General features: G+C 69.4%; 13 protein-coding genes. 7 read left to right on the top strand and 6 right to left on the bottom strand.

The genetic code is table 11. From position 1 onward, the window contains the following. Positions 1–52: 52 nt before the first annotated feature. From ACLJQZ_RS08205 to ACLJQZ_RS08215, 3 genes are all read left to right on the top strand, one after another. Positions 53–1213, top strand: coding sequence for an esterase-like activity of phytase family protein (locus ACLJQZ_RS08205; RefSeq protein ID WP_410619439.1), 1161 nt, complete (start codon positions 53–55; stop codon positions 1211–1213). Between the two features lie 151 nt (positions 1214–1364). Then, positions 1365–4205, top strand: coding sequence for a leucine--tRNA ligase (gene leuS / locus ACLJQZ_RS08210; RefSeq protein ID WP_410619440.1), 2841 nt, complete (start codon positions 1365–1367; stop codon positions 4203–4205). A 139-nt stretch (positions 4206–4344) separates the two neighbouring features. Next, the gene (locus ACLJQZ_RS08215) at positions 4345–5082 is read left to right on the top strand and encodes an SDR family oxidoreductase (protein ID WP_410619441.1); all 738 of its coding nucleotides are present in this window, start codon (positions 4345–4347) and stop codon (positions 5080–5082) included. Here ACLJQZ_RS08215 and ACLJQZ_RS08220 read toward each other — a convergent pair. The 6 genes from ACLJQZ_RS08220 to ACLJQZ_RS08245 form a co-directional block, all read right to left on the bottom strand. Beyond that, positions 5079–5816, bottom strand: coding sequence for a TetR/AcrR family transcriptional regulator (locus ACLJQZ_RS08220; protein WP_410619442.1), 738 nt, complete (start codon positions 5814–5816; stop codon positions 5079–5081). The genes ACLJQZ_RS08215 and ACLJQZ_RS08220 overlap by 4 nt on opposite strands. Positions 5817–5888: 72 nt before the next feature. Further along, positions 5889–6509: a DUF3558 domain-containing protein gene (locus tag ACLJQZ_RS08225; RefSeq protein ID WP_410619443.1), complete on the bottom strand. Its 621-nt coding sequence runs from the start codon at positions 6507–6509 to the stop codon at positions 5889–5891. Next, complete coding sequence (locus tag ACLJQZ_RS08230; protein WP_410619444.1) at positions 6506–6916, bottom strand: hypothetical protein; 411 nt, start codon at positions 6914–6916, stop codon at positions 6506–6508. The genes ACLJQZ_RS08225 and ACLJQZ_RS08230 overlap by 4 nt, the downstream gene beginning before the upstream one ends. After that, entirely contained in the window at positions 6913–7659 is a 747-nt protein-coding gene (locus tag ACLJQZ_RS08235) for an ESX secretion-associated protein EspG (protein ID WP_410619445.1), read from the bottom strand. The genes ACLJQZ_RS08230 and ACLJQZ_RS08235 overlap by 4 nt, the downstream gene beginning before the upstream one ends. Continuing rightward, positions 7656–9059, bottom strand: coding sequence for a hypothetical protein (locus ACLJQZ_RS08240; protein ID WP_410619446.1), 1404 nt, complete (start codon positions 9057–9059; stop codon positions 7656–7658). Before ACLJQZ_RS08240 ends, ACLJQZ_RS08235 begins: the two co-directional genes overlap by 4 nt. Positions 9060–9119: 60 nt before the next feature. Then, positions 9120–9500 carry a hypothetical protein gene (locus tag ACLJQZ_RS08245; RefSeq protein WP_410619447.1) on the bottom strand — a complete coding sequence of 127 codons (381 nt, stop codon included), beginning with the start codon at positions 9498–9500 and terminating at the stop codon, positions 9120–9122. Between the two features lie 169 nt (positions 9501–9669). Here ACLJQZ_RS08245 and ACLJQZ_RS08250 point away from each other — a divergent pair, with 169 nt between their 5' ends. From ACLJQZ_RS08250 to ACLJQZ_RS08265, 4 genes are read left to right on the top strand one after another with little or no spacing between them, the layout of a single operon-like run. Beyond that, positions 9670–10182 carry a YbaB/EbfC family nucleoid-associated protein gene (locus tag ACLJQZ_RS08250; RefSeq protein WP_410619448.1) on the top strand — a complete coding sequence of 171 codons (513 nt, stop codon included), beginning with the start codon at positions 9670–9672 and terminating at the stop codon, positions 10180–10182. Between the two features lie 25 nt (positions 10183–10207). Continuing rightward, positions 10208–10546 (top strand): hypothetical protein, encoded by a 339-nt coding sequence (locus tag ACLJQZ_RS08255; RefSeq protein ID WP_410619449.1) that lies wholly within the window; start codon positions 10208–10210, stop codon positions 10544–10546. Next, positions 10539–11570, top strand: coding sequence for a hypothetical protein (locus ACLJQZ_RS08260; RefSeq protein WP_410619450.1), 1032 nt, complete (start codon positions 10539–10541; stop codon positions 11568–11570). The genes ACLJQZ_RS08255 and ACLJQZ_RS08260 overlap by 8 nt, the downstream gene beginning before the upstream one ends. A gap of 49 nt (positions 11571–11619) precedes the next feature. Next, on the top strand, positions 11620–12765 hold the full coding sequence (locus tag ACLJQZ_RS08265; RefSeq protein ID WP_410619451.1) for a DUF6346 domain-containing protein: 1146 nt from the start codon (positions 11620–11622) through the stop codon (positions 12763–12765). The last annotated feature ends 182 nt before the right edge of the window (positions 12766–12947 follow it).

A 12947-nucleotide genomic window follows, 5' to 3' on the forward strand; every position in this document is an offset into this window, starting at 1 on the left:
GCGTGACGTCCTGGCAACCTGCCGGATACCCTGATCGACTGTGCTACAGGCCATGTCACCCCGTGTACTGCCCACCGTGTTGGCCCTTGCCCTGATCGGGGGATTGGCCGCCGCGGCGCCGGCCGATGCCACCGAGAGTCACCAGCGGCCCGTCCGGCTGCTCGGCGAGAAGATCGTCCCGAACTCCCTGCAGTACCAGGGGACGACGGTCGGCGGCCTGTCCAGCATCGACTACGACCCCCGGACCGGCGGCTACGCCCTGATCTGCGACGACCGGTCGGCGATCAACCCGGCCCGGTTCTACACCGCGACGTTCCCGGTCACGGCGAACGGCGTCGGCGACGTCACCTTCACGAGCACGAAGCCGCTGCTGCGGCCGGACGGCACGCCGTACCCGCCGCTCACGCAGAACGACCCCGCCAAGCCGCAGAACGAGCAGACGATCGACCCCGAAGAGCTGCGCGTCGACCCGTGGACCGGCGACTACTACTGGTCACAGGAGGGCGAGCGCACCGCGACGACGTTGATCGACCCGTCGATCCGCGAGGCGCGTCGCGACGGCAAATACGTCCGTGACCTGCCGATCCCCGCGAACGAGAAGATGACGCCGACGGCGGGCCCGCGGCAGAACCTGGTGCTCGAGGGCATCACGTTCGCCGGCTTCGGCGCGCTGCTGGCCAGCGACGTCGAGGGGCCGCTCCTGCAGGACGGCCCGGAGTCGACGCCGACGACCGGCGGCGTCTCCCGGATCACGCTGCAGGGCCGCTACGGCCCAGTCCTCGCCCAGTACGCCTACCCGCAGGAGCCGATCTTCGCGTCACCGGTCCCGGCCGGCGCGTTCGCGACGACCGGCGTCTCGTCGATGCTGGCCGTCGACCAGGCCGACCCGACGAAGTTCCTGATGATGGAGCGCTCGTTCGTCACCGGCGTCGGCAACAAGGTGCGCGTCTACGAGATCGACACGAAGGGCGCGACGAACGTCCTGAACGTGCCGTCACTGGGTGCGGCGAAGCACGTCACGCCGGTCAAGAAGCGCCTGCTCTTCGACGCGGCCGACCTCGGATTGTCCACTGTGGACAACATCGAGGGCATGACCTGGGGCCCGAAGCTGCCGAACGGCGAGCGCAGCCTGGTGATCGTCAGCGACAACAACTTCTCGCCCACCCAGGTCACGCAGTTCGTCGCTCTGGCGGTCCCCTCCGAACGGCTTTGACCAGCAAGTTACGATGAAGCTATGAACACGGCTCGGCTGCTCCTTAGCCTGCCGCGCTGACCGGGCCCCGGCCGGCGCGGCGACCCCTCATGCCCTCGAGGCTGAGGGGTCGAGTTGTTTCTGGAGTACCTCGCGACGAAGGAAGACGGCGATGACCGAGACAACAGGGACCGACGTCCCGGCGCACCGCTACACGGCCGCGCTGGCCGGTCAGATCGAGCGGCGCTGGCAGGACTTCTGGGCCGACCACGGCACGTTCCACGCGCCCAACCCCGTCGGGCCGCTCGCGGTCGAGGGGCAGCCGGTCCCCAGCGACAAGCTGTTCGTCCAGGACATGTTCCCGTACCCGTCGGGCTCCGGCCTGCACGTCGGGCACCCGCTGGGCTTCATCAGCACCGACGTCTTCGCCCGCTTCCATCGGATGATCGGGCGCAACGTGCTGCACACGATGGGCTTCGACGCGTTCGGCCTGCCGGCCGAGCAGTACGCGGTCCAGACCGGGCAGCACCCGCGCAAGACGACCGAGGAGAACATCCGGACCTACCTGCGCCAGATCCGGCGCCTGGGCCTGGGCCACGACGAACGCCGTCGCATCTCCACGATCGACCCCGAGTACTACCGCTGGACGCAGTGGATCTTCCTGCAGATCTTCAACTCCTGGTACGACGTCGAAGCGGGTGGCGCGCGGCCGATCGCCCAGCTGGAGGCCGCCTTCGCCGACGGCTCGCGCCCGACACCGGACGGCCGTGACTGGGCGTCCCTGAGCGCGGTCGAGCGCAAGACGATCATCGACGACCACCGTCTGGTCTACATCTCCGAGGCGCCGGTCAACTGGTGCCCGGGCCTGGGCACGGTGCTGTCGAACGAAGAGGTCACCGCCGACGGCCGCAGCGAGCGCGGCAACTTCCCGGTGTTCCGCCGCAACCTGCGCCAGTGGATGATGCGGATCACCTCCTACGCCGATCGCCTGGTCGACGACCTGGACCTGCTGGACTGGCCGGAGAAGGTCAAGTCCATGCAGCGGAACTGGATCGGCCGCTCGCACGGCGCCCGCGTCACGTTCAAGGCCGGCGAAGACGCCATCGAGGTCTTCACGACCCGGCCGGACACCCTGTTCGGCGCCACCTACATGGTGCTGGCGCCGGAGCACCCCCTGGTCGACAAGCTGACCGCGGCCACCTGGCCCGAGGGCGTCGACAAGCGCTGGACCGGCGACGCGGCGACGCCCGCCGACGCCATCACGGAATACCGCGTCGCGGCGTCGCGCAAGTCCGAGCTGGACCGGCAGGAGAACAAGGAGAAGACCGGCGTCTTCACCGGCGCGTACGCGACGAACCCGGTCAACGGCAAGCAGATCCCGGTCTTCGTCGCCGACTACGTCCTGATGGGCTACGGCACCGGCGCGATCATGGCCGTCCCGGGCCAGGACGTCCGCGACTGGGAGTTCGCCGAGAAGTTCGGGCTGGAGATCATCCGGACCGTGCAGCCGTCCGACGGTTTCGACGGCAAGGCGTTCACCGGTGACGGCCCGGCGATCAACTCCGGCTTCTTGGACGGCATGGACGTCGCCGAAGCCAAGAAGACGATCATCGAGCGCCTGGCCGAGGACGGCACCGGCGTCGGCACCGTGCAGTTCAAGCTGCGCGACTGGCTGTTCTCGCGCCAGCGCTACTGGGGCGAGCCGTTCCCGGTGGTCTACGACGAGGACGGCCAAGTGCACGCCGTCCCGGAGTCGATGCTGCCGATCGAGCTGCCCGAGGTCGCCGACTACTCGCCGGTGACGTTCGACGCCGCCGACCGCGACTCGATGCCGTCGTCCCCGCTGGCCCGCGCGACCGACTGGGTCGAGGTCGAGCTGGACCTGGGCGACGGCCCGAAGACCTACCGCCGCGACATCAACACGATGCCGAACTGGGCCGGTTCGTGCTGGTACCAGCTGCGGTACGTGGACCCGACGAACGCGGAGTCCTTCTGCGCGCCGGAGAACGAGGCGTACTGGATGGGCCCGCGCGCCGCCGAGCACGGCGCGGACGACACCGGCGGCGTCGACCTGTACGTCGGCGGCGTCGAGCACGCGGTGCTGCACCTGCTGTACTCGCGGTTCTGGCACAAGGTGCTGTTCGACCTGGGCCACGTGACGTCCAAGGAGCCGTACCGGAAGCTGTTCAACCAGGGCTACATCGAGGCGTACGCCTACACCGACGCCCGCGGCGTCTACGTCGCGGCCGAGCAGGTCGAGGAGCGCGACGGCAAGTACTTCTTCGAGGGTGAGGAAGTCAGCCAGGAGTACGGCAAGATGGGCAAGAGCCTGAAGAACGTCGTCACGCCGGACGAGATGGCCGAGAACTACGGCGCCGACACGTTCCGGTTTTACGAGATGGCGATGGGCCCGCTGGCCATGTCCCGCCCGTGGGCGACCAAGGACGTCGTGGGCTCGCACCGGTTCCTGCAACGGCTGTGGCGCCTGATCGTCGACGAGGCGAGCGGCGAGCTGCGAGTGTCCACAGAGGACGCTTCGGAAGCGGATCGCAAGGTGTTGCACCGAACGGTGGCCGGCGTCCGCGAGGACTACGCGGAGATGCGCTTCAACACGGCCGGCGCCAAGCTGATCGAGCTGAACAACCACGTGACGAAGACGTACGGCGCGACCGCGTCGACACCACGCGAGCTGGCCGAGCCGCTGGTGCTGATGCTGGCACCGTTGGCCCCGCACATGGCGGAGGAGCTGTGGCGCCGCCTGGGCCACGCGGACTCGCTGGTGCAGGGCCCGTTCCCGGTGGTGGACGAGAAGTACCTGGTCGAGGACTCGGTCGAGTACCCGATCCAGGTGAACGGCAAGGTCCGCTCCCGCATCACGGTCCCCGCGAACGCCGCGCCGGACGCGGTCCAGGCGGCAGCACTGGCCGACGAGAAGGTCGCATCCCTGGTCGGCGACGGCACGCCACGCAAGGTGATCGTGGTCCCGGGCAAGCTGGTCAACATCGTCCTGTAGGCCGGTGGTGGCCCACCCAGTCCGCTGGGTGGGCCACCGTCCGCCGCAGCGCGACGGCGGAAAGGTGCCAGTGCTCGCAAGGTGTTCTCGATTTGATTGAGCGGTCAAGGAAATCCGCTCGATCGAAGGAGAACCCGGCATGACCCTCGACGGCAAGGTGGCCCTGGTGACGGGCGGCAGCCGCGGCATCGGTGCGGCCACGGCACTGCGGCTCGCCGAGGACGGCGCGGACGTCGCCCTGACCTACCAGCACAACGCCGGGCAGGCGGCCGAGGTGGTCGACAGGATCAAGGCCCTCGGCCGGCGTGCCCTGGCGATCCAGGCGGACTCGGCGGACGCCGCCGCGGTGTCGGCGGCGGTGGAAACCACGGTCGCGGAGTTCGGCCGCCTCGACGTCCTGGTGAACAACGCCGGCGTCGGCTTCGTCGGGCCGCTGTCGGACACCGCGATCGAGGACGTCGACCGCGTGCTGGCGGTCAACGTCCGCGGCGTGCTCGCGGTGACGAAGGCCGCGGCCGCCCACCTGGGCGAAGGCGGCCGCGTGATCACGATCGGCAGCTGCGTGGCCGACCGCGTACCCGGCCCGGGCATGGTCCTGTACGCGACGAGCAAGGCGGCCATGACCGGCCTGACCAAGGCCCTGGCCCGCGAACTCGGCCCGCGCGGCATCACGGTCAACCTGGTCCACCCGGGCCCGACGGACACGGACATGAACCCGGCCGACGGCCCGTACGCGGCCGACCAGCGCGCCCTGACGGCGTTCGACCGCTACGGAACGGCGGCCGAGGTGGCGTCGGCGGTGGCCTACTTCGCCGCCCCGGCCAACGCGTACGTGACGGCGTCGACCCTCTCGGTCGACGGCGGCCACGCGGCCTAACTGCGGTCGAGCCCGATTTCCTTCGCGAGGTCGATCAGCATGGCCTCGAACAGGACGTCCGGCTTGGACATCGGGATCGGGTAGTTGCCGAAGACCTCGAGCGTGACGTGCCCGTAGAGCCGGGCCCAGAACTGGATCATCAGGTACGTCACGCCGAGGTCGAGCCGCTCCGCCGGGATGTTCTGGCCGGACTCGGAGAGCACGTCGGCCAGCGACTGCTGGAACGTCATGAGGTCGTCGCGCAGTTCGTCCGGCACCCCGCTGCTGGGCGGCGTGACCAGGTCGTGCATCGCGAGCACCCGCCCGGCGGCGGCCAGGAAGATCCGCCCGAACGGCTCGTCGACCCGGCTCAGCGCACTCCCGGCCGCGGACCCGACCCCACCGGTCGGCGACGCGAACACGAGCGTGAATTCCTTCGTGTGGGTGAGCGCCCACCGCCGGAAGCCCTTGCAGATGGCGAACAGCTGCAGCATCCCGTCATCGGGGATCTCCGCGATGTCCTCGGCCAGCTCGTCGGCCAGGTCCGCGCAGACGTCCAGCCGCAGGTTCTCGACCAGGTCATCGCGCGACTCGTAGTACCGGTACAAGGCGGGCGCGGTGATCCCCAGCTCCCGTGCGATCGCGCGCAGGGTGACCGCCTCGGGCCCCTGCTCGACCAGGAGCCTCCGGGCGGTCCGCCGGATGTCCAGTTCGGTAGCCGCACGCGCGCGACCCCTCCGCGTGGGGTGGCTCATCCGAACAGTCTAGGCGCTTACGACAACAAGTCCCGAACCAACGCGGCGGCGAAGGTTACGGAAAGGTGCAGCTCAGGCCTTCGCCTTGAGGTTGGTCAGCACCGTGTCGGCGACGCCGCGCCCGAGATCGCACGCGTCTTTGCCTGCTGCCGTGGCTTTGTCCCCTAGCGTCAACGACACCGAGTAGGCGAGGTCATCCGAGACGCCGACCGTGATCACGCAGGTCCGGTTGTCCGAAGTCCCCACGTCCACGTAGCCCACTGCGGGATAGCCCTGGACGGGTTCCAAGTCGTCGACCCACCGAGACGCTTTGGGTTTGACGTTCTTGTAGGTGAGGCTGAGTCCTTGGCCGGTCTTGGTCTCGTAACCGACGAGGATGCCGGCTCCGCTGCCGGACTCACTTGCCCAGTCGCAGGACGGCCCCAAGACTTCGGTTTTTTCCTTGGGTGCGGATGTCCTCCCCAAGAAGCCGTTGAGCTGCTCTTTTGTGAGTGCGGTGTCGCAGGGACTGCCGTCCAACACGTTTTCCGGCAACGGGTTGTCCACCTTGGGGGCGCCGCTGTTGGGCAAGCCGGCTTCGGTGGAAGGTGCCGGCGTGGCGCTCCCTGGAGTCTTGTTGCCGCCAGTGCAAGCTGCCAGGAGGACCATCCCGACCGTGATGCTGGCGGCAATGGGCAGGCTGAGCCGTTTCATTCGACCGAACCGCCTGTCTGCTTGGTCGAGTCGGCAGCCTGCTGGTCCGCCGTCTCGGTGATTCCGAGCGCTTGTTCCATTCTCCGAATCAGCTCCGTGTAGTAGTCGTACTGGTAGCGCAAGTGGCCGAGGTAGTAGCTCCCGGTTTCGTTGATACCGTTCGGCCCGTTGACCGCGGCGTTGCTCACTGGCTCATCCGCAGGCGGTACTGCCTTGGTGATCCACTCGTTGGACCTGAGCTGAACGCCGATTGTTTGCCGCTGGTCTTCGGCCTTCTTGAGCATTGCCCGCATCTCCGAGCTGCTCATCGCGAACCCCTGCCCACCGGCCGGCCGCGAAGCCCCGCTGGGCATATCGGTCGCCCAGAAGCCGATGCCGCTGAAGATCGCTCCTCCTGGCGCCGTCATCGCGCTCCTTCTCCCAGTCCGTTGAGCGTCGCGTACAGCACGTCGACCAGTGCCGCGCGGGTGCCCGGCTGGATGCTGACCATCCGTTCACGCGCCGGGAACGCGTACGTCAGCACCCGCCCGACTCCAGCCGCGTCCACCGCCGTGATCGGGGCGCTGCGGGAACCGCCGTTGACCGCGTAGCACTGGTGCAGCCCCGTCCGCTTCGCCGCCATCAGCCGGCGGGCCCACGGCAGTGGGTCACGGGCGGCGTCGGACGTCGGGTCGGCGAGGTCGTACGACTCTTCGCGGCCCGAGAACCGCGACTCCGGGATCGCCACCCGCTCGATCCGGGCGGGCGGGACCGGCGGCAGCACGTCCACCAGCGACTCGGCGATCCGCGACGCCTCCACGGCGTCGATCCGGATCGTGTCGTCCTTCCGGATCAGCCGGAACGCGCGCGGGCCGTCGGCCGAGACCAGGACCGTGCCCGACTCGTCCGCTTCGATGTCGCCCAGCCACGCCGTGAACTGCCGCGGTCCGCGCGCCAGGACGCGCAGGACGTCGCGGAACTCGCGTGTCAGCGTGCCGCCGGTGGCGAGGCGAAGCGACGCGAGGACGTCGAGCACCTTCTCGTCGAGCCGCTTGCGGGTCTCGTCGCCGAGCCAGAGGTTGTCCGGGCCGAGGACCGCCGGGGGCGGGCCGTGCCGCTCCCACTCCCAGGCCGTCAGCAGCGCGGACTTGGGCAGGTAAAGCACCGTCACAGCCCGATCACCGGGGGCACGGTCCTTTCGTCGGACGCCCCGAAGATGCTCTCCGGGTCGGCTTCCACCAGGTACGACGCCCGCTGGTGCTCTTCGTCCTCGGTCTTGCCGCCCTTGGCTCCCTGGCCCATGCCGCCCATCCCCGGCGAGCCCGGCTTGCCCGCCGCGCCGCCGCGGATCCCGCCGGCCGCGCCCGGACGTCCTTCGCCGGGAAGCCCCGCGCCGGTGGACGCGCCGGGAGCACGGGCGCCGGTGGCGCTGCCCGTTCCCGGCGACGAGCCCGGGCCGAACCCGCCGCTGCCGCCTGGGCCGAAGCCACCGCCGGGCCCGAAACCGCCACCACCGGGGTCGAAGCCCGGGCCGAACCCGCTGCCGGGTGAAGAGGGCGAAGAGGGCGAAGAAGGTTGGTAGCCCGGCGGGAACTGCGTCGACGGCGGGACGTAACCCTGCGCCCGGACGTTGTCGTCCACGCCCGGTACCTGCGGGTGCGAGCCCGGCGGCACGACCTGACCCGGCGGCGTGACCTGACCGGGAGGCGGCGGCTGGACGGCTGGTGGCTGCACGCCCGGCGGGTGGACCGCCGGCGGCTGGACCTGCGCGCCGATCGGCCGGTGGTCGTCGTCGCCACCCCCGACGCGGGGGCGCTTGGCGGGCGGCTCGACCGGGTCCTTCGGGTCCTTGACCTCGAATTCGCCGCCGGTGTACTCGCGCAGCTGGCCGTAGTCGATCGTCCGGCCCGCGGTGTTCGTGCTGGACTGCTGCGAGTACGAGGTGTACCGCTCGACGTTCTCCTGGGCCTTCTGGTTGTACTGGTTGATCTTGTCTTCGGTGTCGGTGTCCCACGGCGTCGCGACGTCCCAGGCGCTGCGCGTCGGCGGCTGGTCGGTGACGTCCGGGTGCAGCGAGTTCTTCAGCTGGTGGAACTGGTCGATCTGCGTCTGGGACAGCGTCGAGTTGCGGTCCAGCGTCGCCGACGCCGAGGTCGCCGACGCCGTCAGCGGCTGGAGCCGCTCCCGTGCCGCGTCCGCGGCGCCGCCGGTCCATGCGGATTCGAGGCCGGACGTCAGCTCGCGCGTCCCCTGCTCCAGCTGCAGCTGGTACTTCGACTGGTCCACGCCGGCCCGGTGCACGCTCTGCAGCGACTCGGTGCCGGGCCCGGTCAGCACGGCCTGCACCAGCTGCCCGGGTGACAACCCGGCGGCCTGCGGGTTGTCCGCGCCCGTGCCGGTCTGTGAAGCGATGTAGCCACCCGCGACCGCGCCGAGCGGACCGCCCGCGAGCATGCCGATGCCGGCCCCGTTCAGGACCTTGCCGAGACCCTCGGCCCCCGACTCGACGGTGTGCGCGATCTCCGACCCGACGTGCTTGGCAGCGTCGAGCATGTCGCCGAACAACCCCACCGAACTGCGCTCCCCTCGCGTTCGATCTCCCCTCTTGCGTTACGCACGATAGCGCACCGGTTACAGCTGGTGGGAGGAATCGACCTGGTCGGGGACCCGGGTCTGCCACCGCGTCAGCGGCCGCAGCAGCCACATGCACGGAACGGCCATGCCCAGCGCGCAGAAGAAGTGCACGATCCAGGCCCCGGCCAGCGAGGGCCCGCCCCAAGACCCGGCCGCGTCGGCGTCGCTCCAGAAGAGCCCGTAGGTCGCGATCCGCCCGACGAGGTACCAGACCAGCAGCGCGACCGGGAACGCCGCGGCACTGGCGCCGACACCTCCCCGCCGAAGCTCGGCGCCCAGCAACCGCCGGGCCAGCCGTCGCCGCGTTTCGGGGCCGCCCAGGTACGCGGGGAGCGCGAGGAGGGCGTAGATCGTCCGCTTCCAGTCGGAAATGCTCATGACGCCGACGCTAGGACGCGCTGAGCAGCGCAAACATCCGGTTGACCGCCCACTCGGGTAGGGAAAGCCACGGGGCGTTCGTCACAAAAAGCGGAACCGCCCGCGACTGTCGGTGCCATATGCCACACTCGGTCGCCGTACGGTTACTGACGTGAACGGGGAGGTTCGCGTGACGAGCCCTGAGCAGCTTTTCGCGACCTTCGAGGCCAAGATGGCGCAGGCGCAACAGAAGGCCGACCGGATGCGCGCCGAGATGGCGACGGTCTCCGTCGCCGAGCGCAGCAAAGACGGCCAGATCGCCGTCAAGGTCAACCACCTCGGCAACCTCGTCGGCCTCGAGATCGGCCACGCGGTCCGCGACAAGCCGGATCTGGCCGGAGAGATCCTCCGGACCGTCCAGGTCGCGCAGAGCAGGCTCGCCGCCGCGGTCGAGTCCGGCGTGCCTTCGATCGCGGGCACCGAGACGATGAACGAGCTGGTCGGCCAGTTGCACCGCGAGTACCCCGAACCCGAGCCCGGCGGCTTCGTCGAAGGTGGCGGCGGTTACGGAGTTCGCACCGACGACGGTTCCCGCTTCATCGCCGAAGAAGAACCACCGAAGCCGGCTCCGCCCGCGGTCCGCCCGCCGGCGAACGACGGCGTGGACGACGACTACTTCGGCGACGGCGACTACCTGCGCTGAGCGCAGGAAGAGGGGGAAGGTAGACGTGGCCGGACAAACTGGCCCCGGGTTCGACGAGAACCCCGAGGCGATCGACGAGCACGCCAAGCAGATGGAAGCGACGTTCGACGTCCTCAAGCAGGCGTTGGCCCTCAGCCGTGACGACCCGATCGGCCCGGACGCGTTCGGGCTGATCGGCCGGCTGTGCCAGCTCAGCACCTGGTGCGGGCATCTGGCGGGGCAGGCGACGGACACGCTCGAGTCGGTGGTCGCCGGAGCCGACTACCACGTACAGGCGGTGCAGGCCTGGGCGAAGGCACGCCGGGTCGACGAAGAATCGGCGTCGGCACTGGTGAACCGGGCCTCGGAGGTCAGCCGTGGCTGAAAACCCGCTCATGGCGGAAGCCAAGCGTGAGACGGATTCCGAGAAATACCACGCTGACAGCCTCCTCGAAGGGGCCGGAGCCCTGCAGGACTACTACGGCGGCTTCGAGAAGATCCTGCACGGCGACTGGACCGAAGGCCTGTTCAGCCTGGCGAACGCCGGCCTCGGCGCCATGGACCTGGTCAAGGACGGGAACCCGCTGGAGACGCTGGTGAGCTGGGGTTTCGGCTGGGTGATCGAGCACGTCGACTTCTTGAAGGAACCACTCGACTGGGTCACCGGTGACCAGGACGCCCTGGATCTCGAAGGCAAGAAGTGGGAGACGATCGGCGAGCACGTCCAGAAGACCGCCGAGGAACTGACCGCCGAAGTGCGGAAGAACTGCCTCGACTGGAAGGGCAAGGTCGCCGACCAGTACCGGGTTTACGTCCAGCAGCAGCTGGACGCGTACGCGGCGCTGTCGGACGCGGCGACGAAGGTGGCGCAGGTCATCGGGATCTGCAAAACGATCCTCGACGTGGTCCGCACGTTGATCCGTGACCTCATCACCGACACGCTCGCGAAGGTCGTCATGATCCTGCTCCGCTACCCGCCGCCCGGGTATCCCGCCGCGCTGGCCGCGGAAGGCGTGCCGTTCGCGGTGAAGCAGGGCGGGAAGATGGTCGAGGAGTGCAGCCGGCTCGCGCGAGCTTTCTCGCGGGCGAAAGAGTTTCTCGGCGCGCTCGGCGACTTCTTTCGCAGGGTGGTCTCCGCCGTCGGAACCGCGGGCAAGGAAATGTTCGACGGCTTCGCGAAAGCGGCAGCACGGGAAACCGGCATGAAGGCGTTCGAGCAGCTGGCCACCGGACCTGGTCAATCCGCCGGGGAGTCGCAGCACGACCGTGACGCGACGTCGATCGTCCCGGAAGACCACTCGACCGCTTATCCGGTCGACAAGGTGCCTCGCTCCGGCCCGGTCACCGCCGACGACGGCCGGCCGTTTTCCGGGCAGCCGGGCGCTCAGCGGATCTCCGGGTCGATCTAGTCGCCGTGCCCTCGACATCGGAAGAGTTCAGGACCCGGAAGGCCGTCGCATGACCATTCCCACGGTCGGCCGACCGCAGTGGGTGCGAAGCGTCGTCATCGCGGTTCTCGCCGTGCTGTTCGTGGTGGGGTCGTGGACGGGGGTGGCGTGGGTGACCGCGAGCCACGGTCCGGACCGCGGCGGCACGCCCGTCGCTCTCGCGCGCGTCAAGTCGTGTGAGCGGCTCGGGCCGATCAGCCGCGGAGGTATCGGGTTCTACTGGATCTGCGTGGCCGACGTGACTCCCGTGGGTGACGCGACCAGGTCCGTGCGGTTCAGCCTGGACGAGCTGACGCCGGACGACTTCGGGAAGGCCGTTCCCGTCGTGGGCCGGAAGACGGATTTCCACCGTGATGTCGTGAAGTGGAAGATGCCGTCGTGGGTGCCGGCTCTGGTGGTCTTGCTTCTCGTCTTTTTGTGCTGGGCGGAACGTCGACGCTTCAGGCGGCTGCGGCGTCCGGTCGTGCACCACCCGGCCGATGTCCGGCTCACGGAGCCGGTCCGGGTGCCGAACCCGCCGGCTGCCGGCAGTCCCGACAGTGGTGCGTCGGTGATTTCGCCCGCCGAGTGGTCTCCGCGGAGGTACTGGCGCACCGCCGGTGCCTTGGTGGCGGTGGGGGGCGTGATCGCCGCGCTCGCGCTGCCGCTCGATGATCCTGAAAGCCGCAGAGCGCTCCTCACCCTCGCGGGGTTCGGGTTCGCCGCGCCGGTCTGGTTGATCTGCTGCACACCGCGCTGGTACCGGAAGAGCTCCTACTCCGCACAACTGACCATTTCGGCTGAAGGAATCAGCTGGAAGCGTCGCCGGCGCGAGGAGCACTTCACACTCGCCTGGCCGGACTTGGCCGAGGTCCGGGTCCTCACGGTCACCCACGACGAGCTGACTCTGCGCGTGGTCGATCTGCTCCCCGTCGATCCGGAGGCGCCGGACCGGCATCCCGAACTCCGCCGGTTCTGGCAGATCGGGGCGAAACTCGGCGTGTACCGGCTGCCCGGGGAGCCCCGGACCGTTCGGGTGCCCGAGGCGTTCAGCGACGCCGCGATCGGTCAGGTGCGGGCGGCGATGGCCGTCTTCCGGCCGGATCTCTTCCGGGAGTACGCCGCGGGCGTGGCGGCGGGGGCGCCGCCGACGCCGATCACTCGGGGGGCTACGTGATCGGCGCCGGCGACCCGATGCCCTGCCCGGCTCGCGCCGGTCGGGCAACGTCATCACGTCTCCGCGATGACGCTCCAAGAGAGCGGAGCCGGTCTGTGAAGTGACGTCCGGGGGACATGCATCCCCCGAACGAGTGACAGACATCCGCTGCTCGCATGATTGTCGCACCCAGCCCCGGATAA

It is taken from the genome of Amycolatopsis sp. cmx-8-4 (assembly GCF_046548675.1).
Lineage (GTDB): Bacteria > Actinomycetota > Actinomycetes > Mycobacteriales > Pseudonocardiaceae > Amycolatopsis.

Coding starts and splice junctions, on each gene's coding strand:
- ACLJQZ_RS08225 (WP_410619443.1), bottom strand. CDS start 6,509: ATGAAACGGCTCAGCCTGCCCATTGCCGCCAGCATCACGGTCGGGATG.
- ACLJQZ_RS08230 (WP_410619444.1), bottom strand. CDS start 6,916: ATGACGGCGCCAGGAGGAGCGATCTTCAGCGGCATCGGCTTCTGGGCG.
- ACLJQZ_RS08215 (WP_410619441.1), top strand. CDS start 4,345: ATGACCCTCGACGGCAAGGTGGCCCTGGTGACGGGCGGCAGCCGCGGC.
- ACLJQZ_RS08220 (WP_410619442.1), bottom strand. CDS start 5,816: ATGAGCCACCCCACGCGGAGGGGTCGCGCGCGTGCGGCTACCGAACTG.
- ACLJQZ_RS08205 (WP_410619439.1), top strand. CDS start 53: ATGTCACCCCGTGTACTGCCCACCGTGTTGGCCCTTGCCCTGATCGGG.
- leuS (WP_410619440.1), top strand. CDS start 1,365: ATGACCGAGACAACAGGGACCGACGTCCCGGCGCACCGCTACACGGCC.
- ACLJQZ_RS08265 (WP_410619451.1), top strand. CDS start 11,620: ATGACCATTCCCACGGTCGGCCGACCGCAGTGGGTGCGAAGCGTCGTC.
- ACLJQZ_RS08245 (WP_410619447.1), bottom strand. CDS start 9,500: ATGAGCATTTCCGACTGGAAGCGGACGATCTACGCCCTCCTCGCGCTC.